This is a genomic window from uncultured Rothia sp. (genome assembly GCF_916715725.1).
Taxonomy (GTDB): domain Bacteria; phylum Actinomycetota; class Actinomycetes; order Actinomycetales; family Micrococcaceae; genus Rothia.
Map to the genome: position 1 here is coordinate 37474 of NZ_CAKAPD010000004.1, position 23843 is coordinate 61316.

The window sequence follows — 23843 nt, forward strand, 5'->3', positions numbered from 1 at the left end:
CGTGCGTGTTCTCTCTACTGATTCCCTGCCCGGCGCTGTAGCTCTGTCTGGCGCGGTGCGTCGGGCTCTGTCTACCGCCTCTATTGGCTGGTCATCTTCTATTACCTTCGCAACCCTCGGAACGGCCATCACGACCCTGGTTCTCGTGCCGGGCCTCAACGTGCTTTTTACGGTGCTTTTGGGCGCCGACCTCGCCGCGAACGATACGGTGCGCATCGGCTGCGCGACCGCCCTGATTGCCACCCTCAGCTCGGTGGCAGCCGGTATTGTTGCGCGCGTCGCTACCGACCGTTGGATTGGCGTCTTCGAGTACGTCTGCACGGCACGAGCGGTGGATGCGGGCTACTGGCTGGGTGCGGCGGCGGTGCCCGCGCTGTTGGCGTCCGTGACGGGGCTGAGCAATGTGGGCATCGTGTGGTTGCTGTCCCTCACGGCACCCTCTACCGGGGCGGGTTCCGGGCTTCTGCTTGGAGCCATTGCGCTGATGCCGGTTGCGGTTTTGGGAGGGGTCTGCCTGGGTATTTTTGCCGCCGGGCTGGGCCTGTACCTGTCGGATCCGTACACGGGGTCGAATTTTCTGTCGATTATTCTGCCGGTGAGCGCGGGTGTGATTGTTCCGGTGAGCACCTACCCCGCGTGGCTTGCGTGGCTGTGTTCGTGGGTTCCCGGTTCCCGGCTGGTGCAGGCTCTAGATACCTATGGAGGTATCGCGAACGGTAACGCGCCGGACCTGTTCGCGCTCCTGGCGGCAGACGCGGCGCTGGCAGTACTCTACGCCGCAGTGGGGTTGGGGCTTACCTTCCTTGCCGCCCGGCGCATCCGCGCCGGTGCCCGTGCCTCGCTGCTATAAGGCGTGAAACCCAAATAGAACAAACCTTTTAAACGCCCCCTCCCCCAGTGCGCTATCCAGGCATAATAACCAACCGGGCGCCGCAACCACGAAAGACTATTCCTGTGACCATTACTCCCGCCTCATACACCTTAGAGACCCTCGGCTTCGACCCCTCCTGGCAGGGCGCGGCAATCCGCGCCGCGTTCACCCTCGACGGCACCCTTGATGATTTCACCCTCGCCCGTGTGAGCGCCGTGCACCGCACCCGCTGCGAGCTGCTGACCTGCGAGCGGGGCGAGCTCGTGAAGCTTTCCGCTCCCCTGCGCTCGGTCGAGAACGACTACGGCGAAGAGGAATACCCCGTCGTAGGCGACTGGGTACTGGCTCAGCCCATCCCCGGAACCGGCGGTGAAACCCAGCCCGCGGAGCATAAAACCCTCGCGATTCTGCCCCGCCGAAGCTACCTCACCCGCCCCAGCGCCACCCGCGAATCCTCGGATCAGCCCGTCGCCGCCAACGTGGATATGCTCTGCATCGTTGAGCCGTGCTTTCCCGAGCCGTCCATCGGGCGAATCGAACGCTACACCGCCCTGGCACACGCTTCCGGGGTGCAGGTCGCACTAATTCTCACCAAAGGTGATTTGGTGACGGCGGAACAGCTCGCCGGGTATCAGGAATCCCTGGGTAGCGGCGTGGATGCGGTGCTCGCCGTCTGCACGGACAACGGCTACGACCCCGCTCCAGTGGCGGAGCTCGTCGCCGGACGCACCGCCGCATTCCTGGGCCGCAGCGGTGCCGGAAAATCTACCCTGGTCAACGCCCTGCTCAACCCGGGAGCCGACCCCCGCGAGGCCAGCTCAGAAAACCGGGTGCAAGCAACCTCCGCGGTTCGCGGCGCCGACGGCAAGGGACGCCACACCACCACCAGCCGCCAAATGATCGTTCTGCCCGGTGCTGGAGAATCCGGTGCAGAATCTTCGGCAGGCACGGTGCTTATCGACACCCCGGGCGTGCGAGCCCTAGCCGCAACGAGTGATAGCTCCGCCATTGACGAGACCTTCGACGACGTCTCCAGCTACGCCTCCGCATGCCGGTACAGCGACTGCTCCCACGGCTCCGAACCCGGATGCGCGGTGCAGCAGGCGCTCGCCGACGGCACCCTCGACCCCGAACGCTTCGAACGCTACCGCAGGATGATGGCGGAATCCGCGCGCCTGCGCCTGCGTTCTCAGGAGCGCGAGTACCGGCAGAGTAACCGCGCCTTCACGAAGGCGAACAAGGCGGGCCGCCGCACCCTCATGTCCATTAAGGGGCGCGCCAACTAGCTGCCGAACGCACATCCCGGCGAGGCTTCCACAAGCTGAGCCGGGCAATCCTGCACAGGCAGCAATATAGTAGCCTGCCTCACTCTTCGATACACTAGAACTAGGCGTGCCCACAGTCCCCCGCGCATCCTCACCGCCACCCGGCGGCACAGGAACGCGGGCGCAGACGGCACACACCATTCACAAACCCATAACTCATGAAAGAGGTGGCAGCATGGCTGAACAGAACCTCACCCCGCCCGTACCGAAGAAGGTCGAGCACCGCCGCGAACACCACGGCGACGTCTTCATCGACCACTACGAATGGCTCCGCGATAAGGAAAGCGAAGAGGTCCTCGACTACCTCAAGGCAGAAGCCGAATACACCGAAGCTATCACCGCAGACCAGCAGCCCCTCCGCGAATCCATCTTCGACGAGATTAAGAACCGCACCCTGCTGTCGGATCTGACCGTCCCGAACCGTATCGGTGACTGGTGGTACTACAGCCGTATGGTGCCCGGCGGCCAGTACCCCGTCTTCTACCGCTACCCCGCCCTGCACGAGGGCGACGAGGTGGTGCGTTACACCCCGCCGACCGTCACCCCCGGTGAGGTGCTTGAGGGTGAGGTCGTCATCCTCGACTGCAACGAATACGCCAAGGACATGGAGTTCTTCTCCCTGGGCAGCTTCCAGCCGGCACGTAACGGCAAGCTGCTGAGCATCTCCGTGGATGAGAAGGGCGACGAACGCTACGAACAGCGCTTCCTCAACATGGAAACCGGCACTTTCCTCGAAGACACCATCCCCAACATTGCGGCAGGTTCCTTCTTCATCAACCACGCCGAGCAGCTCATCTACGTGGTCCCCGACGACTCCTGGCGCCCCTGGCGTGTCTACGTGCACGACGTCGGACAGGGCACCGAAGACCACCTCATCTACGAAGAGCCTGACAACACCATGTGGCTCTCGGCGGCCATGAGCTCCGACCGTTCCTCCGTGGTGCTCACCAGCTCGAACTCCGAGTACACCGAGGTGCGCATCGTCCCCACCCGCGAACCCAAGGGCGAGCCGACCCTGCTCATTCCCAAGAGCGCGGGCATCGAATACTACGCTGAGCCGCTCAACATTGCCGGTGAGCAGCACCTGCTGATTCAGCACGACTACAATGCGCTGAACTCCGAACTGGTGCTCGCCGATATGCCGCGCGAGGGTGAAAGCCTCGAGGAGTACGCACAGCGTTGGGTGCCGGTCATCCGCCACAGCGAACATGTGCGTCTGGAGGGCTTCACCTTCACCGCAACGCACCTGGTCGTCACCGCCCGCGCAGACACGACCACCCGCATATTCCTTGCACCGCGTGAGCAGCTGCCCATCCAGTGGCGCCGCCGCCGACCCGCGGGCGTGACCTTCATGGAACCTGCCGGTTTCGACGAGGAGCTGTACACCGCCTCGGTGCTGCGTGCGGAGAACTACTCCCCCGTGCTGCGCATCGCCTACACCTCGTACCTGACGCCGCGCCGCGTCTACGACTACTTCCCCATGTCGCAGACCCTGCTACTACGCCGTGAAACCCCGGTACTCGGCGGCTACAACCGCGAGGACTACCGCGCCTACCGCGACTGGGCACCGGCGGCAGACGGCACGCTCATCCCGATCTCGGTGATTCACCGCGCCGACCTGGACATGAGCAAGCCGAACCCGGTCATCCAGTACGGTTACGGCTCCTACGAGTCGTCCATGGACCCGATGTTCTCCATCCCGATGCTGTCGATCCTGGACCGCGGCGTCATCTACGTCATCGCGCATATTCGCGGCGGCGGCGAAATGGGCCGCTCCTGGTACCAGAACGGCAAGAAGCTCGCGAAGAAGAACACCTTCACCGACTTCGTGGACGTCACCAGCTACATTGCGGCTAAGCCCTGGGCTGATGAGGCACGTATCGGCTGCTACGGCGGTAGCGCCGGCGGCCTGCTCATGGGTGCCGTGCTGAATCTCGCCCCCGAGAAGTACGCCGCCTGCCTGGCTGCCGTGCCGTTCGTGGATGCGCTAACCACCATCCTCGACCCGGAGCTGCCGCTGTCGGCAATGGAGTGGGAAGAGTGGGGCAACCCGATTGAGGACCCGGAAGTGTACGCCTACATGAAGTCGTACACCCCGTACGAGAATATCCGTCCGGTCCGCTACCCGGCGATTGCTGCGGTGACGAGCCTGCACGACACCCGCGTGCTCTATGTGGAGCCCGCCAAGTGGGTTGCGGCGCTGCGTGAGCAGATTGACCCGTCGTCGCCGGTGCCGCTGCTGAAGATTGATATGTCGGGCGGTCACGGTGGTGGTTCGGGCCGGTATACGCGTTGGCGTGAAATCGCGTGGGATTACGCATTCTTGCTGACCAACCTGGGCGTTACTGAGTAGTCTAAGGCACGCCAACCGCGTATACCCTTCCGCATGCAGATTTGGTGCCTCGCGCGCTCGGAATCTGCATGCTCCAGCGCGTTGGCGTGAGATTGCCTGGGATTATGCATTCTTGCTGACTAACCTCGGCGTTACTGAGTAGCTCATCTCTTAAATAGAACGCTCCGTCTGTATCTGAGTGATGCGGACGGAGCGTTCTTCGTTTCAGCACGTTGCGCTACGCGGGGGGGGGACGGTGCTCGTCCTCGTTCCTACAGGGAACCCGCCCTCGCTTCGCTTCGGGCACCCTGATGTCACTACGGACGACACCACCCCTCCGCACACGCTAGGCTACCCAAGGTGGCGCGCCGTGTTTTCCGGAAGCGCCCTCAGGGTGTCACACGGACGCTCTCCGCAGCGAAGCAAGGAGGGGCGGAGCGTCCGGGTGACGGGTGCCCCTGCGTAGGCGCGGAGGAAACATGCGGCGTGCCTCCCCAAACGCTATGGTGCGGAACGAGGACGATAACCGCCTTTCCAAGCGGAGCTAACGTGCAAAGCCAAACGGAACGCCGTATCACAAGCGAAACTAGGGAAAAACGAAAGAGGCGCCGCCTCCCACATCGGGAGACAGCGCCTCTTTCATTAGAGCCGGGTCAGCGGAAAAGCTTAGCCTTCCACGCCGCACTCAGCCAGAATCAGCTCACGCACGCGAGCGGCGTCAGCCTGACCGCGGGTAGCCTTCATGACCTGACCGACGATAGCGCCGGCTGCCTGAATCTTGCCGGCACGAATCTTGTCGGCAACGTCGGGCATTGCTGCCAGTGCTTCCTGAACGGCTGCGGTGAGTGCGCCGTCGTCGGAGACCACGGCGAGGCCGCGTGCCTCAACGATTTCGGCGGGGGTGCCTTCACCGGCGAGGACGAACTCGAGCACCTGGCGGGCGATCTTGTCGTTGATCTTGCCTTCGGAGATGAGTGCTTCGAGGGCGACCACGGTTGCGGGCTCCACGCCGAGAGCGGTGAGCTCAACTTCAGCCTGCTTTGCGCGGCGGGCGATTTCGCCCATCCACCACTTGCGGGCTGCTGCTGCGGTTGCGCCTGCGGCGACGGTCTCTTCGATGACGTCGAGTGCGCCAGCGTTGACGACGTCGCGGAACTCTTCGTCGGAGTAGCCCCATTCGCCCTTGAGTCGGCGGCGGCGTTCTGCCGGGGGTTCGGGTAGCTCGGCGCGCAGACGCTCAATCCATTCGCTGTTGGTGACGACCGGTACGAGGTCCGGTTCGGGGAAGTAACGGTAGTCGTCAGCGTCGGACTTGGGGCGGCCCGAGGAGGTTTCGCGGGTGTCTTCGTGCCAGTGGCGAGTCTCCTGGGTGACCTTTTCGCCGCGTTCGAGGATCGCTGCGTGGCGGCGAATCTCGTAGCGGACGGCGCGCTCGACGGAACGGAGGGAGTTCACGTTCTTGGTTTCGGAGCGGGTGCCGAACTTCTCTGCGCCCTTGGGCATGAGGGAGACGTTGGCGTCGCATCGGACGTTACCGCGTTCCATGCGGGCGTCGGAGATGCCGAGGGAGCGTACGATGTCGCGGATTGCGGCAACGTAGGCGCGTGCCAGTTCGGGTGCGCGCTCGCCGGCACCGACGATGGGTCGGGTGACGATCTCGATCAGGGGCACGCCTGCGCGGTTGTAGTCGACCAGGGAGGAGGTTGCACCCTGGATTCGGCCGTCTGCGCCACCAACGTGGGTGAGCTTGCCTGCGTCTTCTTCCATGTGGGCGCGCTCAATTTCGACGGTGAAGATGGTGCCGTCTTCGAGCTCGACGTCCAGGGAGCCGTTTTCCGCGATGGGGCCGCCAGCCTGAGAGGTCTGGAAGTTCTTCGGGGAGTCCGGGTAGAAGTAGTTCTTGCGGGCGAAGTAGGACTTGTCTGCAATGTCGCAGCCCAGTGCCAGGCCGAGCTTAATGGCGGACTCAACAGCGGTCTTGTTCACCATGGGCAGCGCGCCGGGCAGGCCGAGCGATACGGGGGTGACGTTGGTGTTGGGTTCGTCGCCGAACTCGTTGGGTGCGGAGTCGAACATCTTGGTCTTGGTGTTCAGTTCGACGTGCACCTCGAAGCCGAGGACCGGGTCGTACTTTTCGATGGCTTCTTCGAAGCTGAGGACTTCTTCACTCATTACTTGGTTCCCCCAAAGTCAAAGTCGCGGATCAGAGTTTCGGTGTCGGGCAGGCTCTTGTAGAGCGGTGCGCCCCATTTTGCGGTGAGCAGTTCTTCCAGTGCTGCGCCGACGCGGTACAGGCGTGCGTCTTCGCGTGCGGGTGCGGTGAACTGGATGCCGACGGGCAGGTTGTTCTCTTCGGAGAGGCCGCCGGGCAGGGAGAGCGCCGGGACGCCTGCCAGGTTGACGGGCACGGTTGCGACGTCGCCCAGGTACATTGCCATGGGGTCGCCTTCGGTTTTCTCGCCGAGCTTGAACGCGGTGGAGGGCGCGGTCGGGGAGATGAGCACGTCGCACTTTTCGAATGCTGCTGCGTAGTCGCGCTGGATGAGGGTGCGTACGCGCAGTGCGGCGCCGTAGTAGGCGTCGAAGTTACCTGCGGACAGTGCGTAGGTGCCGAGGATGATGCGGCGCTTGACCTCGTGGCCGAAACCTGCGGAGCGGGTTGCGGACATGACGCGTTCGATGGTGACGGGGCCGTCTTCGGGTACGACGCGCAGGCCGTAGCGGACGCCGTCGTAGCGTGCCAGGTTGGAGGACACCTCGGAGGACATGATCATGTAGTAGGCGCTGATGGCTTCGGTGACGGAGGGCAGGGAGACCTCGATGATCTCTGCGCCTGCGGCACGCAGCTCTTCGACAGATTCGCGGAAGCGTGCGAGGACGCCTGCTTCGAAGCCTTCGCCGTCGCCGCCGCCGAGTTCCTTGATGACGCCGATGCGCAGGCCGGACAGGTCGCGCTTGCGTGCGGCTTCTGCGCCTGCCTTGGCTTCTTCAACGAAGTTGCCGGGCTCATCGGGCAGGGAGGTTGCGTCGAGCGGGTCGTGGCCTGCGATTGCTTCGTGGAGCAGTGCGGTGTCCAGGACGGTGCGGGCGACGGGGCCTACCTGGTCGAGGGAGGATGCCATGGCGATGACGCCGTAACGGGAGACGGAGCCGTAGGTGGGCTTGACGCCGACGCTACCGGTCAGTGCTGCGGGCTGGCGGATGGAGCCGCCGGTGTCGGTGCCGAGCGCCAGGGGTGCCTGGAAGGCAGTGACGGCTGCTGCGGAGCCGCCGCCGGAGCCGCCAGGTGCGCGGTCGAGTGCCCAGGGGTTGCGGACTACGCCGAATGCGGAGTGCTCGTTGGAGGAGCCCATTGCGAACTCGTCGAGGTTGGTCTTGCCGAGGATGGGCATGCGTGCTTCGCGGACCTTGCGGGTGACGGTACCGTCGTAGGGGCTCATCCAGCCTTCGAGCATGCGCGATGCTGCGGTGGTGGGCTGGCCCTTGGTGACGATGAGGTCCTTGACGGCGATGGGTACGCCTGCGAGCGGGGGCAGTTCCTTGCCTGCTGCGCGGTCTGCGTCCACTGCTGCTGCGGTGGCAAGTGCTTCTTCGGCGTTGATGTGCAGGAAGGCGTTGAGGCCGCTCTTGCCGTCTGCTCGGTTGTCGCTCAGGGGTGCGCCGTCGGTGGCTGCGATGCGGTCCAGGTGTGCCTGGGTGAGCTCGACGGAGGTGATTTCGCCGGATGCGAGCTTTTCTGCTGCTTCTGCGGCGGTGAGCTGGATCAGTTCGTTCACTTGGTTGTTCTCCTCTTAGTCTTCGTCGAGGATTGCCGGCACGCGGAACTTGCCGTCCTGTGCGTCGGGGGCGCCGGAGAGCGCCTCTTCCTGGGTGAGGGTGGTGACGGGTACGTCTTCGCGGAAGACGTTCTCGAGGGGGATGGGGTGGCTGGTCGCGGGGATGTCGGCAGTTGCTTTCTGCGACATGGTCTCAACGGATGCGACGATGACGTCCAGCTCAGACGCCATCGCGGTGAGTTCTTCATCGGTCATCTCAATGAGTGCCAGCGATGCCAGGTGCTTTACCTGTTCAAAGGTGATGGCAGACATGGTTCTCCCGTAGTTTGTTTTCTTGTCTCTTCTCTAGTGTAGTGGAGGTTGCGTTTTCCGTCTCATTGGGGGTTGGAGGGTTTACCTGCTGGTTTGCGTGTTCAGGCGGTGTTCTTCTCCCCTGTTTTCGGGTTAAATGCTCAACGCCCCGCTCCTCGTGTGAGGTGCGGGGCGTTGGGCTACAACGTGTCCACGTTACGCTTGGGGGTTAATCCTTAGGCGGGGATGGTCAGAACCTGGCCGGGGAAGATCAGGTCAACGTTGTAGATGATGTCGGTGTTCGCAGCTGCGATTGCCTGGTAGCCGCCTGCAACGCCGAGCTTTGCAGCGATCAGCGAGAGGGAGTCACCGGGAACCACGGTGTAGGTGCCTGCTGCAGCCTTGGGAGCTGCTGCTACGGGAGCCTCAACTGCCGGTGCTGCTGCGGGAGCTGCGGGAGCCTCAACTGCGGGTGCAGCGGGTGCTACCGGTGCAACGGGAGCTGCTGCGGGAGCCTCAACTGCTGCGGGTGCAGCCTGAGCTGCAGGAGCTGCGGGTGCAGCCTGTGCCGCGGGTGCGGTGTAGGTCTGCTGGGTCTGCGACTGTGCAGCCACGGTGGTGGTGGGCTCGGTGTAGGTGGGAGCTGCGCCGGTCTTGCCGTAGAGGCCAAGCTTAGCGGAGCATGCGGGCCATGCGCCCCAGCCCTGGATAGCGAGCAGACGCTCGCCAGCCTCGATCTGCTGTGCACGGGTAGCGGTCGCGGGGGAGCCGGACATGCCGACGCCGTTCCAGGACTGCTGGGTGAACTGCAGACCGCCGTAGAAGCCGTTACCGGTGTTGATGGACCAGTTGCCACCGGACTCGCACTGTGCCAGTGCGTCCCAGGTAGCACCGTCTACTGCGTTTGCAGCGGGCATCGACATGGTAGCTGCTACAGCGCCACCGATGGCGAGAGCTGCTGCGGTACGACGAATGGAAGTGTTCTTCATAATGCTCCTTGGGGCCGTCCCCGCTCGTTCCGTCCCCGGAACTCTAGCGCGCCGCCGCTCACCCTTTGATAACGAAGTAGGTTACTCATATTCTGGCTCTACCATGTGAGCGGCTCTCCACCGATTTCATGTCACCGTGAGCGATTCTGCACTTATGTGCGGAATCCGGGTGGCACTTCCTCGATGGGGACGTGCGGTAGAACCGGGCATCGTTTCAAGCATTCCAAGCTTGAAACCACACAGGTGATTCTCTTGCGAGAATCCATCTGGTCTCAAAGATAGCCGAGGTTTTTTATGATTCCAACCCGATTTCAAGTTCACAGCGAACGTCCCGGGTTCTCCCAGGGTTCTTCCAGGTTAAAAGTGCAGGAAACATTATTTAAGACCTTGAGCCCCGCGCGCCTTAAGGGTTTCACCCCGGAATTTCGGGGTTTTCTAGGGGTTTAACTCGGATGCGCTCCCCCGCTGAGCTTTCTGATTCGGGGTTGGCGCACGCCCCCTTTAAGGGTTTTGAACAGCGTGTAAATATTTTTTAAATATTTCTTCGCTTTGGGAGTGTTTTAAGGCGCTTCCGCCTTAAAAGCTGTGGTAATTATAAATGCCAAAAATCGGCATTCAGGCTCTGGAGCACGCACTCCAGAGCCTGAATACTCTATATATTGCTGGGGTCAGATTCAGATGACCCCGCTACCGGGTCTACTCCGCGGGAGCCTCAACTGCCTCCGGGCCACCCTCGAGCAGGGCGGTGAAGCCCTCCTCATCCAGAATCTTCAGACCCAGCTGCTGAGCCTTATCCAGCTTCGACCCAGCGTTCGCGCCAGCAACCACAAAGTGGGTCTTCTTAGACACCGAACCGGACGCCTTACCGCCGCGAGAAATAATGGCTTCCTTCGCACCGTCACGGGTGTAGCCGTTCAGGGTGCCGGTCACGACCACGGTCAGGCCCTCCAGGGTGCGTTCCACGGACTCGTCACGAGTATCTTCCATGCGCACACCGGCGGCGGCCCAGGAGTCCACGATCTCAGCGTGCCAGTCCTCGGCAAACCACTCAATAATCGAGTCGGCAATCGTGGTACCCACACCGTCCACAGCGGCAAGGCGTTCACGGTCAGCCTCGCGGATCGCCTGCATCGAACCAAACTCTGCGGCGAGCGCGCGGGCGGCGGTCGGGCCCACGTGGCGAATCGAGAGGGCAACCAGCACGCGCCACAGCGGCTGCTGCTTTGCTTTCTCCAGTTCGGCGAAGAGGTTCAGCGTATTCTTCGTGGGCTTCGGCTCGGGGCGCGCCTTGGTCGGCTTGGTGTAGAAGTAGGGCACGCGCTCCATCTTTCCGGTGCCCACGCCCTTGACCTTCTTCTCACGTTCGATGGTGACCTCGCGCAGGTCTTCAATGTTGAGGCTGAACAGGTGCGCTTCGGTCGTTAGCGGAGGGGTATCCGGGGTTGCGGGGCTGGTGAGTGCCTTTGCTGCTTCGAAGCCGAGCGCCTCAATGTCGAAGGCGCCGCGGCTTGCCGCATAGTACACGCGCTCGGTCAGCTGCGCCGGGCAGGAGCGCGGGTTCGTGCAGCGCAGGTCCACGTCGCCTTCCTTGCCGGGTGCCAGGGGCGAGCCGCAGGAGGGGCATTCGCTGGGCATGACGAACTCTCGTTCGGTGCCGTCACGGAGGGCAACCACGGGGGCGACGATCTCTGGGATCACGTCGCCTGCTTTGCGCAGCACCACGGTGTCACCGATGAGCACGCCCTTGGCCTTGACCACATCCTGGTTGTGCAGGGTGGCGCGTTCCACGGTCGAGCCGGAGACAAACACGGGTTCCATGACGCCGTAGGGGGTCACGCGGCCGGTGCGTCCCACGTCCACGCGGATGTCCAGCAGCTTGGTGTGCACCTCTTCGGGCGGGTACTTGTACGCCACCGCCCAGCGCGGCACGCGGGAGGTGTAACCCAGCTGAGCCTGGGTCGCGAAGTCATTGACCTTAATAACGATGCCGTCGATTTCGTGCACCAGGGAGTGGCGCTGCTCGCCGTACTTGTTAATGAAGTCGAAGACAGCCTCGGTGTTTGCGGCGATTTCGCTGTACGGGCTCACGGGCAGACCCCAGGAAGCAAGCAGATCGTAAGTCTCAAACTGGGTGGCGATGTCCAGGCCGGTACGTGAACCGATGCCGTGCACGTACATGCTCAGCGGGCGCGATGCCGTAATCGCCGCATCCTTCTGACGCAGGGAGCCTGCCGCGGCGTTACGCGGGTTCGCGAAGGGGTTCTTACCGGCGGCAATCATGGATTCATTGAGCTTCTCAAAATCGGCGGAGGAGATGAACACCTCGCCGCGAATCTCAATTTCTTCGGGGTGGTTCTCACCGGTCAGCTGCTGCGGGATACTCGCAATGGTGCGCACATTGTGGGTGACGTCTTCGCCGGTGGTGCCGTCGCCGCGGGTTGCCGCGCGCACGAGAGTGCCGTTGCGGTAAAGCAGGTTCACCGCCAGGCCATCAATCTTCAGCTCGGTCAGCCACTGCGGTGCGCTGCCGGTAAGGTTGCGGGTGCTCTCCTCGGTCTTGGTCAGCCAGGCGCGCAGCTCCTCGAAGGAGAAGACGTCCTCGAGGGAGTACATGCGCTGCAGGTGGGTGACGGGCGCGAAAGCCTCGATGGCCTCACCGCCGACTTCCTGGGTGGGCGAGTCGTTGGCGATGATGAGCGGGTGCTCCGCCTCAATGATTTCGAGGCGGCGGTAGAGCGCATCGTACTCGGCATCCGAGAGGAAGGGTGCGTCTTCGTTGTAGTAGGCGCGGCGGGCGGCGCGAATCTTATCGGTCAGTTCCGCGTACTCGGCACGCAGAGCCTCGGTAATCTCTGCCGCAGTCTCGGCGGGGGCAGTCTGCTGGGTGGTGTTGTTCTCAGTCACCCGTCCAGTTTAACGTTTTTGCCGTTCCTCTCCCCTATCGCTCGTCATATTGCTGGGGCCGCGAGCGCATAATCGCCGCATCTACGCCAAGCAATCTACTCCCAGCAATGCTGAACGCAGATACAGTTCACCCCCGCCTCCTGCAGGCACTCGCATGAGCACCCGAAGAAAACGGGGATGAACCATCAGGTATGAAGTTTAGGCTTCGAGTTTAGGCCTCGACAGCGTCGGCAACAATCACCGTAATGTTGTCGCGCCCACCCGAACGCAGAGCCTCGTGCTGCAGAACGTCAGCGGCATCCTGCGGGTGGCGAATCGAGGTGAGCACACGCGCCATGTACTCGTGCGAAAGCTCACCGGAAAGACCATCGGAGCAGAGCATCAGGCGGTCACCCGGACGAGCGGGCAGAACCCAGAAGTCCGGCTCCCAGTAGTTGCCGGTACCCAACGCACGGGTAATCACGTTGCGGCGCGGGTGGGTCAGCGCCTCCAGGGCGGTAATCTGACCTTCATCGACCAGGTACTGCACCTCGGAGTGGTCGCTAGTGACCTGCTCCAGCGAAGCGGAGCCCTCGGAACCGGGCAGCTTCTCCATGGCGGAGTGGTGAATACCCTCGTCCTCACGCAGCAGGCGGTAGGTGCGGGAGTCACCCACGTTGAAGATAACCCACAGGTTACGGTCGCCAATGCGAGTCAACCAGGCACCCGTCACAGTCGTACCGCCGGAGCGGGAAAGCGCCTGCTTAATCTCCTCGTTGGTTTCGCCAATGATGTCGTGCAGACGGTTGAGGGTGCCCACAATTTCGTTGTTGAGCAGGGTGTTCGCGCGGCGGCGGCGCTTGGTGGGGTCTTCCTCGTCAATAGCGGCCAGGCGCTCAACGTAGGCCTGCTGTTCCTCTTCGCTACGGCCACCGGGCATGGTGAAGAAGGGTGAGTAGGCGAGCTGACGCACGCACAGGCGCGAAGCAACCTCGCCTGCCTCGTGGCCTCCCATGCCGTCCGCGACCACGCAAAGGGAACCGGCGACGACCATCGAATCTTCGTTATTTTCTCGATGTGCGCCGCGGTGCGTTGCACCACCGGTACGTAGTTTCAGTTCAGTCATGAGAGGTCTATCTCCATTGTGTAGTTCACGCGACGAGTCACCGCCACGGGGTCTACGTTACCAAAGCTTCTAACATTTCGCGTTCCTTGAGAGGTGAGAGTATAGCGATTTCCCACCTGTCGGAGCGTGTTTGCTGTCTCATTATCGGTCAGCACGGTACCCGGTTCAGCCAGGGAAACCAGGCGCGCAGCCAGGTTCACACTGGAGCCGTACACATCACCGCGGTTAGCCAGGACCTCGCCCCAGATGAAGGCGACGCGGGAGTCCGGCAGCTGCGGGTCGGCACCAATCTTTTCGGACAGACGCAGGCTAATCTCTGCGATAGCGTCCGGAGTTTCGGTGAGGAAGAAAACTTCGTCACCGAGGGTCTTAATAATGCGGCCGCCCAGGGGTGCGATAACGTCCAGGCAGCTCTGCTCAAAGTGGTTGATGAGCTGAGAAAGTGCCGCTGCATCCAGGTTACGCACCAGGGAGGTGTAGGAGACCAGGTCCACGAATCCCACGCCGCGCACCAGGGGCAGGCGGGAGAGGCCGGAGGTGGTCACGTTGTTTTCGCGCAATCCCAGGCGCAGGATTCCGGCGTACATCTGACGGCGGTATGCGTACAGCGCCAGACGCTCGAGAACCTCAAGGTAGCGTGGGAAGTCTTTAAGAAGCTTGCGGCGGGCATCATTATCGCTGAGGTTTTCGGTGACCATGATGTTGTGCACGAGCGCCTCAATCTGCCAGGCGACGGTGCGGTCGGTCAGTTGACCTTCGGCGCGCACGAGGGATGCCACATATTCCATGCGGATGTCGCCTTCTGCGTCCAACTTCTGTAGGTCGGCGAGCATCTGCACGTCTGTTTCAGTGAAGTAGGGCGAGTGGTTGGGAATCGTCGGGAAGCCCATGTTGTGCCAGATGCGCTGGGCGGTTTCGAAGGGAAGTCCGGCGCATTCTGCGGCTTCTACGGGGGTGTAGCGGCGACCCTGTCCCAGGAGCGACTTTTCGAGGGCGCGAATTCCTGCCTTGGAATCCTCATCGCGGTAGATATTGTTCTGCGCGAGATTCTGCAGGATTTTGAGGTTGAGCATTTGGGTTTCGGGGCCCATGGTGGCGCCGGTGTCCTGCGGAGAGCGCGCAAGTTCATGGTGGTCTGCCGTGCTCATTACCGCTGCCGCTCCTTTCATCCCTGCCGGAAAATACTGTCTGGTTTATACCGTGGTGGCGCTAGGTTATGTGGTACACCGTTGTGCTCTGCGGGTTTCGCATTGCCTCACTGCGATGATGCTCACCGTGTAGCGCCTTGTTAATATACCCCTCCGCCGTGGTGTTTGGGTCACAAAAGCGCCCGCACCCCCGGATAGTTTAGTGGAGTAATTCACATTTAAGAATACTCTAGTCCGCATTTTTTCGGCAGATTTAGCGGCGAGTTTAGGCTCTGAGCCACTCCGACGGTTCCCTCCCCAACTCGGTTGCAGAGGCGATGAAGCCCTAAATATAGCGAGCGCGCAGGGCGTAGTAGTCGCGTCGGGCGGCTTTAATTTCTTTTTCAAAGCGCTTGGGATCGGGCACGTAGGTCAGGCGGTGGTGCACCCCGCGGCACACCACGTACACCGACCCGTACCCCAGCCAGGCTCCCGGACCGGGTTGTTTTGCCCAGCGCTCCCCCATGGAATCCAGGTAGAGCGACTCATCTCCGCTGCGGGTCATGATGCCGCGGCGCACCACGAGCCGGTGGGTGGTCAGCAGGTAGTAGGTGGTTGCCCAACGCCAGGCGGTGCGCACGGCACCGAGCAGAGTACCTACCGCACAGATCGTGCCGAGAGTCCACAGAATCGGTGAGGACCGTGCCGTGGAGGCGAAGGTTGACGCGGCGATTGCAACCAGCAGGTAGGCAAGCGTGGGCAGCAGTGCACCGTAGTGCTGTCGGGTCGCAATGATGACATGCTCACCGGGGTTGAGTTTTCCGCGCAAACGCATGGTGTTCCTTAGCTGTGCTGGTTGTTGTATTCCGACTAGAGGCGCCGGTTGAGGTGGTGTGGGTTGAGGGATGTTGCCGTGCCGGGCTGAAATTTTAGGGGCTGCTTCTAGTGTGCCTGCTGAAAATCTCCGTAGCTACTGTTGGCGGGGCGAAGGTGCTCAATATCGCCCACCGCGTAGGGCTCTAGGGCCCCGTCTTCGCGGCGGATGAGGATGCGCCCCTGCGCGTCGAGGTCTTCGGCAACGCCTTCTACGGTGCTTCCGTCGGGCAGACTCATGCGCACGCTGGCGCCGAGAGTGGCGGTGGCGTCGCGCGCCTGGTCAAGCAAGCTGAGGCTATCAGGGTTGAGAGGGTCGGGGCGTTCGGGGTCGCCGCCGGCGCGCACGAAGGCGCGGTAGCGGCGAGCGAAGATGCCGAGCAGTCGGGTGAGGACCTCGGATGAGTCGATGACCTGCCCGGTGCACAGGCTCAGGCTCGTGGCGGTGGGTACGGGCAGCTGTTCGGCGGACATATTCGTATTCTGACCGATGCCCACGATGATGCTGCGCTGCCCCTCGGTAGCGCCGCTTTCAGGGACGAGCTGGGCAAGGATTCCGCAGCCTTTGGCTCCCTGCGCGATGACGTCGTTGGGCCATTTGAGGGCGGCATCCACGCCGTAGCCGCGCCAAATATCGACCACGCTGAGCCCGGCGATGAGGGTCATCCAGTGGTAGCTGCCTTCGGGGAGTTCTCGGGCGAGCGGGTCGGTGGAGGCGTGCGGGCGCACCACGATACTCGCGGCGAGGCAGGCCCCGGGAGGGGCGGTCCAGGCTCGGGCGAGGCGGCCGCGTCCGGCACTTTGGTAGAGGCTGGCGTAGACGGAGAGCTCACCAAGCTGTTCGCGTCCGGGGTCGGTGCCGTCCATAAGTAGTTCGCGGGCGCGGGTGGTGGTGGAGTCAACTTCATCGTAGAGGTTCACGCTGGAGTAGCCCATATCCAGCGCGGTGGTGCGGATGCGCGGCGCATCCAAAACCGAATGATCGCTCTCGGTATGCATATTCTCCTCCATAGCTTGCGCCTTTCTACTCTGCTCGAAACTGCTCTGCAGTATGTCGACCCGCTTTCAGCTCACCGCCGAAACCTGCCGGTTTCTGTCGAGTCGCACTGGCTTCTCACCATATCAATTTCTTGCCGCCGGTGATGCCCACCCGGCGCCCGAGACGGTACATTAGACAGTGAGGGTGCATCAAGCACCGACCGGCTGCGGAGGTTCCTCCGCCCTGCTCGAAAGAAGACCGTTATGGCTTATTACGCAATTACTTACGTTTACGCAGCTCCCGAGGAGCAGGCGAAGTACCGCCCGGCTCACCGCGAGTACCTTGGTTCGCAGATTGAGGAAGGCAACCTGATCGTGTCCGGTCCCCTGCTGGATGGCGAGACCCCCGCTGGCGCTCTACTGATTGCAAAGGTTGACTCCGCTGAGGCTGCGGAGAAGATCGTGGCTAACGACCCGATGAACGTTGGTGGCGCGGTTCTGTCCCACACTGTGACCGAGTGGAACCCGGTTCTGGGCACCATCTAAGCGTCATTTCACGCTGGAATAGCTTGAACGAAAACCCCCTTCCGCAGGCAAGGATTGCCGAGGCGGAAGGGGGTTTTCTGTGCTCTTTTGGGCGGTTCTTTCGCGCTTTTTGTTTACTGTATGCACCTTCTTGGGTGCTGAGTGCATAAAAGTGTATCTAGTGTTGATATTCTGGCTTCTCGCCTGGCATATGTGCCCTAGTTCGCACTATAGTTGAGGGATATGCACATTGTTCAAGAGTGCTCTTCGGGGCCTTCTGAACAACCATCACCGCAACCACTGGCTCCCGACAATCGGGTGGAGCAGGAACGAGGAATGATGTCCGAGAACCTCCAGCAGGAATTTGATTTGAGCACCACCGCCGGTAAGCTCGCTGATTTTTATGCACGTCGAGAGCGCAGCTTCGCGCCCAGCGGTGAGGCAGCTATCGAGAAGCAGCACGCACGCGGCAAGAACACCGCCCGCGAGCGCATCGAAATGCTTCTGGACGAGGGTTCCTTCGTTGAGTTTGATGCTCTCGCCCGCCACCGCACCACCGCATTCGGCATGGAGGCGAAGAAGCCTCTGGGTGACGGCCTGGTGTCCGGTTACGGCACCGTGGATGGCCGCCTGGTTGCCGTGTATTCTCAGGATTTCACCGTGTACGGTGGCTCCCTCTCACAGGTGAACGGCGAGAAGATCGTGAAGGTGCAGAAGTTCGCTTTGAAGAACGGCTGCCCGGTCATCGGTATTAACGATGGTGGTGGCGCCCGTATTCAGGAGGGCGTGGCTTCCCTGGCGATGTTTGCCGATATTTTCCGTATGAACGTGCGTGCATCCGGTGTGGTTCCGCAGATTTCGGTCATTATGGGCCCCTGCGCCGGCGGTGCCGCGTATTCCCCCGCCCTGACTGACTACATCATCATGGTGGATAAGACCTCGCACATGTTCATTACCGGCCCGGACGTCATTAAGACTGTGACCGGTGAGGACGTGGACATGGAAACCCTCGGTGGTGCGCGTCAGCACAACTCTGTGACCGGTACCAGCACCTACCTGGCTGAGGATGAGGAAGACGCGTTCGACTTTGTGCGTGAGCTCCTGGAGTTCCTGCCCTCGAACAACCTTGCTGAGCCCCTGCCCCTGGAGCACGACCAGGAGCCCGTGGTAACCGTGGACGATCTGGATTTGGACACCCTGATTCCGGATTCGGCAAACCAGCCCTACGATATGCGTGCGGTCATTGAGTCCGTGGTCGATGACGGCCACTTCCTGGAGATGCAGGCACTGTACGCCCCGAACGTGATGATCGGTTACGCCCGCGTTGAGGGCCGCACGGTCGGTATTGTGGCAAACCAGCCGATGCAGTTCGCCGGCTGCCTGGACATTTCCGCCTCCGAGAAGGCTGCCCGTTTTGTGCGTCACTGCGATGCGTTCAACATTCCGATTCTGACTTTTGTGGATGTTCCCGGCTTCCTGCCCGGCACCGATCAGGAGTTCAACGGCATTATTCGCCGCGGCGCTAAGCTGCTCTACGCTTACGCGGAGGCGACCGTTCCGCTGGTCACCGTCATTACCCGTAAGGCGTACGGCGGTGCGTACATTGTGATGGGCTCGAAGAAGCTGGGTGCCGATATTAACCTGGCGTGGCCCACCGCTCAGATTGGTGTGATGGGTGCTCAGGGTGCGGTGAATATTCTGTACCGTCGTGAGCTGGCCGCGCTGGCGGCTGAGGGTGGCGATGTTGAGGCTCGCCGCGCTGAGTTGATCGCCAAGTACGAGGAAGAGCTGCTGAACCCGTACCAGGCTGCTGAGCTGGGTTACATTGACGAGGTTATTGCCCCGAGTGAGACTCGCGTGCGCATTATTTCTTCGTTGCGTGCCCTGCACGATAAGCGTGCGTCTACCCCGGCAAAGAAGCACGGCAACATCCCGCTGTAGGCTTCCGTTGTGCCCGCACCGTTTGTGGTGCAGGCGTTCGCACGATTTTAGGTTTCTAAGGAGGCGTGCCTTTGGCAGGCTACAATCCGCTGAGTTATTTCTCGTTCGGCAAGAAGAAGGATAGTTCGGAGTCCGCTGAGGGTTCCGAGCAGCTTGAGCGTGGCTCCGCTCGGTCTTCGGCACGCTCGGCTACCGCGTCCAGCGCAACGAAGGAACCCGTTCAGTCTTCGGTAGATACTGATACTGAACAGGAGCCGCTGCTGAAGGTGGTCAAGGGCTCCCCCACTCCGGAGGAGATTGCCGCGCTGACCGCCGTGGTGGCGATGATGCAGGCGAGCGCCGCGAAGCAGGAGCAGAACTCACTGGTGGGTGCGGCATCGCGTCTGCTGAACCGTCGCCAGCGCCTGGGTGCGTCCTTGCGTCCGGGCCCCGGTTCGTGGAGGCGCGCCCGCCCCATGTAGTGTGGGTGGCTCATTTGAATAGTAAATTCCCGTTGCACCGACTGGTGCGGCGGGAATTTCTTGTTTTGCCTCAAATTCAAGATTTATATTGCGTTATTCAACATCTAATGCGTTGATTCTCGCGGTTTTGTCATATTAGAAACGATAAAGTCATGATGATACGTACTGATGCTACGATGTATATACCATCACATTAGTGTTAATAAATTGGCAGGGACCATGGCAAAGATGCTGAATAAAAACCATAGGCCCCCACCGGATGTCTATATCGCGCTTCTGTTGCCGACGCTACGGCGCTTGTCGAAGACTGTACCTCGCACCGCAGCCTATGTTAGCGAGCAGTTGCGGCAGCAGACTAAGGCGTTGGGGTCGAAGAAGAACCTACCCGATCTTGAATCCACCGATTTTGCGGTGGCTGTGCGTACCACCTTGAAAATCTTGGTGGCGCTTCGTTATGCCCAGTTGATGCCTCGCCTGACCCCGTGGGAGAAGAGAAAGTATCTGCTCACACCTCTGGGTGCTGAGCTGACCTGCACCCCGCATCTGCACGGTTCGGTGCCGCCGCGTGTGGTGAAGCAGGTGCATGCTCTGTGTGCTCAGAGTCTGACGGCGAGGACCACGAAGAAGCTGAAGAAGCAGGCGAATGCCCTACTGGAGACTGCGGAGGCGGAGCATCGCCTCATTTTTGGTGCTACTGATACCGGTGCGCTTAATGCGCTACCGTCTTTCTCAGACGCTGATCATGCTGATGCCGCCACCGCTGCTTATGAGGCAACCGGCGCGGCGCATCTTGCGCATGCTTTGAATTCTGCAGGCACTGCGGAGGCTGCGGGGTCCTGGCCCGCCGGTCAGTCGCCTCTGGATATTATTTTGCGTGCCAGCGATTCGCCGGTCATTCACGCTCAGGCAGAATTTGCGGAGCATTTTACGCAGGATTTGATTCAACATATTCACGCGGTGACGCCGGAGTACTTTGAGCAGATTGTTGCCGATATTTTTACGGCTCTCGGTTTTACGACCGAGGTAACCGGAGGTGCCGACGATAAGGGCGTGGATGTTATTGCCCGCTATTCTGACGGTCTGGATTTTGCGCCGATTTATATTCAGGTGAAGCATTATTGCGGAACCATGAAGGTCACCCCGAACGAGGTTCAGAAGCTTGCCGGTGCAGTGCTTTTGCACGGCGGCCTGCAGGGTGTTTTGGTGACCTGCGGTGCTTTTGCGCATCCGGTTCCCGAGTATCTGCAGGGTTTGCCAGGCGCTCGCAATATTGCGCTGGTTGATCGGCACCAGTTGGTGGAGTTGATGATTCGTCACCGTGTGGGTGTTCTTGATGGTGAGGGCGAATGCGGTTACCGCATTGACGAGGAGTATTTTGCCCGTGGCATGGAGTAGCCGGGGGTGTTTTGGGGCGAGTATTTCTCTCCGAATATCTCTGATCTTCACGCATTTCCCGCGTCATTTCACTTAATGTATTTTCACTTTTCCTTGAGGATATTTTTCACATATCGGCTGGTTTTAGAAATTTGGGTTATTTCTCGAACCAGCCGATACAATGAGAAGGTAATGCGTTATATATTCTTCGCATTATTTCACGAAGTGAATATACCCGTGACGGTATCAGCACTTCACCCCAATTTATAGCGTTCTTTCTAAGGTGTTCGTCGTTGAAGACGGTGCGTAAGCGGGACGGGTTGAGAAAAACTACCTACCCTGCTTCTCTTCACTGCGGGATTTCAAAGTGCCGGCCCAAAAATAAAGATGGTGCCGCTCACTTTCGTGATTATTTTCCCGTTCGTATGACTGCACTTCATGAAGAACGCCTGCACGATAAATAACACTAGATAAGGAGCCCGGCGTGGCTTTTGTGAATAAAACAATGCTCCATATCGATCATTCCGAATTGCACTCTTTGCAGCAGGAAACCTCGTGGGAGGCTCTACCTGAGGAAGCACGCACTCTCAGCGTTGCTGCGGCTTTCTCTCTGCTCCGCCATTTTGAGCGCGCGCAGGATCGTGGCGAGAAGGTTTTCTTCCCCGATATGTACACCCCGGTTGGCGTAGACCTGGGTTTCAATATGACTCAGCGTTTCATTGCGGTGGGTGACAATGTCCTCTTCCGTGAGGCGCTTAATAAGCTGATTGCGGCGCTGGTCAACGCTGACTATCTTGAGGTGTCCCTCAGTCAGCTGCATCCGGGCAATCTGCACTACACTCTGAGCGAGGCGGGCCGCGAGCTTCTGGGCACCGCGAAGGAGCAGCAGGCGCAGGCTCTTCTGCCGGTTCTGCCTCTGCAGAGCGGCGTGTACCTGCACTATCTGAAGCAGTTCTACCCGATTCTGCTCTCGCACATTACGGTGCGTGAGCTTCTGCCCATCGTTCTGAGCGTTACCCCGGCCTACCCCGCGGCGGCTCCCGTGAAGATTCGTGAGCTGGTGCTGCGCGAGTGCGGTTTCGTGCAGGGCTGGTACGGCCTGTCGTACCTGGAGCAGCGCATTGTGGAACCGGTGATTGCTCAGGCGTTGAGCATCCTGACCCGCGAGGGCTACCTGCGCACCAAGACTCTTCACGAGCACACGGATTCGCCGGTGACCCTGTACTCGCTGTCGCCGTCGGCGAAGGAGCTGGTGGCTCGTCACGAGGAGACCGGTGTGCCCGCGAGCGAGCTGAGCTCCGTGTTGGCGTTGGTGAAGGATGAGGGCACCTCGATTACTGCCGAGGATATTGCCGCAACCGATGCTCTGCTGACCCACATGGGCGTACTTCTGCTCGATACTCTCAACGACCACGGCGCCGATGTGGAGCTGAGCCTTCCGAGCCTGGAGCAGGTCTTTGACCGCGACGAGCGTATTCAGCAGGCGTCCTCGAACCCCTATTTTGTGCAGATTGACGCGCAGGATTACCTCTACGATGTGCTGATCGCCCACCACTACCTGTCCGAGCGTGAGACCGTCTACTCGCTGGGTTCCGCGTTTGCGCCCACTCTGGCACAGATGGCTGAGCCGAGCGTTCAGAAGCTGGTGGCTTCGGCTCTGCTGGATCCTGCAGCGGTGGATGCCCTGCCGTACCCGCATCAGCTGCTGTACCCGATTCTGAAGCTGGTTGAGGAGAACCCCCGCATCTCCTACTACGACATTTACGATGAGCTGAAGATCGCCCTGGACATCCCCTACCTGCAGGGTGAGGTCGCGCCGCACCGCTACAAGCTGACCCCGCGTCTGCGTAACCGCTACTCGGTGGCGATGCACGTTCTGAAGGGCGAGCGCTACCTGAACGCTCTGCGTGAGGGTACGGGCCGCACGTCCCGCAAGAACCCGGAGCGTTACGAGCTGAGCGAGGCGGGTAAGGAGCTACTCAAGCGTTTCCCGGAGGGTGCTCCGGAGGCGGTGACCGCCCGCATGGCGCCGTTGCCGCCGCAGTCGCTCAAGCATAAGCTGCCTCTGGATATTGCGGCTGAACTGCAAGCTCGTGAGGAGGCTCTTCAGGCTGCGAAGGAGGCGCGTGCTGCGGAGCGTCAGGCTCGCCTGGGGGCTCGTGAGGGCGCTTCGCGTGAGCCGCTGGCTCCGGTGCCGGGTGCTTCTCCGGCTCTGCTGGCGCGTCCGGCTGGTGCGCCGGTGACGGCTTCTGCGCAGGCTCCCGCTGAGGTTCCGGCGGCACCGGTTGCTGCCGCCAAGCCTGCGGCGACTGCTCCTGCTATTGCTGCTTCCGTTCCGGCTGTTGTAGCTCAGTCGCCTTCTGCCGGTGACCCGTCGACCGCGCTGCAGGTGGCTGCCGCGCAGGTGCGTGAGGCCCTGAAGCGTTACCGTCAGGTCTTCCGCCGTGAGGCGCTGGCTCCGGCGCTGGCTCAGGTGTCTGAGGAGCGTTTCCGCCGTATTGGTTTCGATCTGTTCCTGATGCGCGGCTACACCGTGGAGGCTCTGGAGGCTCAGGGTGTGGACGGCGTGGCTACCCCCGCCACCGGTGAAAAAGAGCGGGCGTTCTACGTTCGTACTCTGCGCCCGGCAGCGAACGGTGTGCTGTCCGCGGGCGTTCAGCCGCAGGACATTACCGCGTTCTTCCTGGCGATTCACGCCCGTGGCGGCCAGCTCGGCACCTTCATCACGAACGCCGCGTTCAGCGACGAGGCGTACGACGAGTTCATCCGCTGCTCGACCAAGTACCCGAACATCCTGGTGGACTTGGTGTCCGGCGATGAGCTACAGGACCGCCTCATTGCGCACCGCCTCGGTGTGGTTGAGGGCGCGAACGGTCTGCTCGAGCTGAACGGCGAGTACTTCGCCGGCTAGGTCAAGCTAGTAGCGGCCAGCCGTTTTGAAGCCGCCCCGGTTTTCTCCCCTTCTATATGT

17 protein-coding genes are annotated in these 23843 nt (G+C 61.3%); 8 read left to right on the top strand and 9 right to left on the bottom strand.

The window, feature by feature from the left end:
- Nucleotide 1: 1 nt before the first annotated feature.
- The 3 genes from QZ822_RS03770 (at nucleotide 2) to QZ822_RS03780 (ending at nucleotide 4549) form a co-directional block, all read left to right on the top strand.
- A complete protein-coding gene (locus tag QZ822_RS03770) occupies nucleotides 2-850 on the top strand; it encodes an ABC transporter (protein WP_294642713.1) in 849 nt (282 codons plus the stop codon).
- 104 nt (nucleotides 851-954) lie between these two features.
- Complete coding sequence (gene rsgA / locus QZ822_RS03775) at nucleotides 955-2157, top strand: ribosome small subunit-dependent GTPase A (RefSeq protein ID WP_294642715.1); 1203 nt, start codon at nucleotides 955-957, stop codon at nucleotides 2155-2157.
- Between the two features lie 214 nt (nucleotides 2158-2371).
- Nucleotides 2372-4549, top strand: coding sequence for a S9 family peptidase (locus QZ822_RS03780; RefSeq protein WP_294642717.1), 2178 nt, complete (start codon nucleotides 2372-2374; stop codon nucleotides 4547-4549).
- Nucleotides 4550-5194: 645 nt separating this feature from the next.
- Here the strand turns inward: QZ822_RS03780 and gatB are convergent.
- The 9 genes from gatB to QZ822_RS03825 all read right to left on the bottom strand — a co-directional run bounded on the left by gatB (nucleotide 5195) and on the right by QZ822_RS03825 (nucleotide 16592).
- On the bottom strand, nucleotides 5195-6700 hold the full coding sequence (gatB, locus tag QZ822_RS03785) for an Asp-tRNA(Asn)/Glu-tRNA(Gln) amidotransferase subunit GatB (protein WP_049355301.1): 1506 nt from the start codon (nucleotides 6698-6700) through the stop codon (nucleotides 5195-5197).
- The gene (gene gatA / locus QZ822_RS03790) at nucleotides 6700-8304 is read right to left on the bottom strand and encodes an Asp-tRNA(Asn)/Glu-tRNA(Gln) amidotransferase subunit GatA (protein ID WP_012903973.1); all 1605 of its coding nucleotides are present in this window, start codon (nucleotides 8302-8304) and stop codon (nucleotides 6700-6702) included. The genes gatB and gatA overlap by 1 nt, the downstream gene beginning before the upstream one ends.
- A gap of 15 nt (nucleotides 8305-8319) precedes the next feature.
- On the bottom strand, nucleotides 8320-8616 hold the full coding sequence (gene gatC, locus QZ822_RS03795) for an Asp-tRNA(Asn)/Glu-tRNA(Gln) amidotransferase subunit GatC (RefSeq protein ID WP_005507016.1): 297 nt from the start codon (nucleotides 8614-8616) through the stop codon (nucleotides 8320-8322).
- 215 nt (nucleotides 8617-8831) lie between these two features.
- On the bottom strand, nucleotides 8832-9584 hold the full coding sequence (locus QZ822_RS03800; protein ID WP_294633743.1) for a transglycosylase family protein: 753 nt from the start codon (nucleotides 9582-9584) through the stop codon (nucleotides 8832-8834).
- A gap of 696 nt (nucleotides 9585-10280) precedes the next feature.
- Entirely contained in the window at nucleotides 10281-12488 is a 2208-nt protein-coding gene (gene ligA, locus QZ822_RS03805) for an NAD-dependent DNA ligase LigA (protein WP_294642719.1), read from the bottom strand.
- A gap of 211 nt (nucleotides 12489-12699) precedes the next feature.
- Nucleotides 12700-13593 (bottom strand): PP2C family serine/threonine-protein phosphatase, encoded by an 894-nt coding sequence (locus tag QZ822_RS03810; protein ID WP_070629083.1) that lies wholly within the window; start codon nucleotides 13591-13593, stop codon nucleotides 12700-12702.
- Complete coding sequence (locus tag QZ822_RS03815; protein ID WP_294642721.1) at nucleotides 13590-14741, bottom strand: adenylate/guanylate cyclase domain-containing protein; 1152 nt, start codon at nucleotides 14739-14741, stop codon at nucleotides 13590-13592. Before QZ822_RS03815 ends, QZ822_RS03810 begins: the two co-directional genes overlap by 4 nt.
- 325 nt (nucleotides 14742-15066) lie before the next feature.
- On the bottom strand, nucleotides 15067-15555 hold the full coding sequence (locus tag QZ822_RS03820) for a hypothetical protein (RefSeq protein ID WP_005508853.1): 489 nt from the start codon (nucleotides 15553-15555) through the stop codon (nucleotides 15067-15069).
- 107 nt (nucleotides 15556-15662) lie between these two features.
- Complete coding sequence (locus tag QZ822_RS03825) at nucleotides 15663-16592, bottom strand: biotin--[acetyl-CoA-carboxylase] ligase (RefSeq protein ID WP_294642723.1); 930 nt, start codon at nucleotides 16590-16592, stop codon at nucleotides 15663-15665.
- Nucleotides 16593-16835: 243 nt separating this feature from the next.
- On the opposite strand from QZ822_RS03825, the gene QZ822_RS03830 reads away from it, so the two are divergent.
- From QZ822_RS03830 to QZ822_RS03850, 5 genes are all read left to right on the top strand, one after another.
- Entirely contained in the window at nucleotides 16836-17117 is a 282-nt protein-coding gene (locus QZ822_RS03830; protein ID WP_070634125.1) for a YciI family protein, read from the top strand.
- Between the two features lie 318 nt (nucleotides 17118-17435).
- The gene (locus tag QZ822_RS03835) at nucleotides 17436-19037 is read left to right on the top strand and encodes an acyl-CoA carboxylase subunit beta (RefSeq protein WP_294642725.1); all 1602 of its coding nucleotides are present in this window, start codon (nucleotides 17436-17438) and stop codon (nucleotides 19035-19037) included.
- Between the two features lie 65 nt (nucleotides 19038-19102).
- The gene (locus QZ822_RS03840) at nucleotides 19103-19498 is read left to right on the top strand and encodes an acyl-CoA carboxylase subunit epsilon (RefSeq protein WP_246827281.1); all 396 of its coding nucleotides are present in this window, start codon (nucleotides 19103-19105) and stop codon (nucleotides 19496-19498) included.
- 297 nt (nucleotides 19499-19795) lie between these two features.
- Entirely contained in the window at nucleotides 19796-20893 is a 1098-nt protein-coding gene (locus QZ822_RS03845; RefSeq protein WP_294642727.1) for a restriction endonuclease, read from the top strand.
- Between the two features lie 517 nt (nucleotides 20894-21410).
- The gene (locus QZ822_RS03850) at nucleotides 21411-23783 is read left to right on the top strand and encodes a restriction endonuclease (RefSeq protein ID WP_294642729.1); all 2373 of its coding nucleotides are present in this window, start codon (nucleotides 21411-21413) and stop codon (nucleotides 23781-23783) included.
- Nucleotides 23784-23843: the final 60 nt, after the last annotated feature.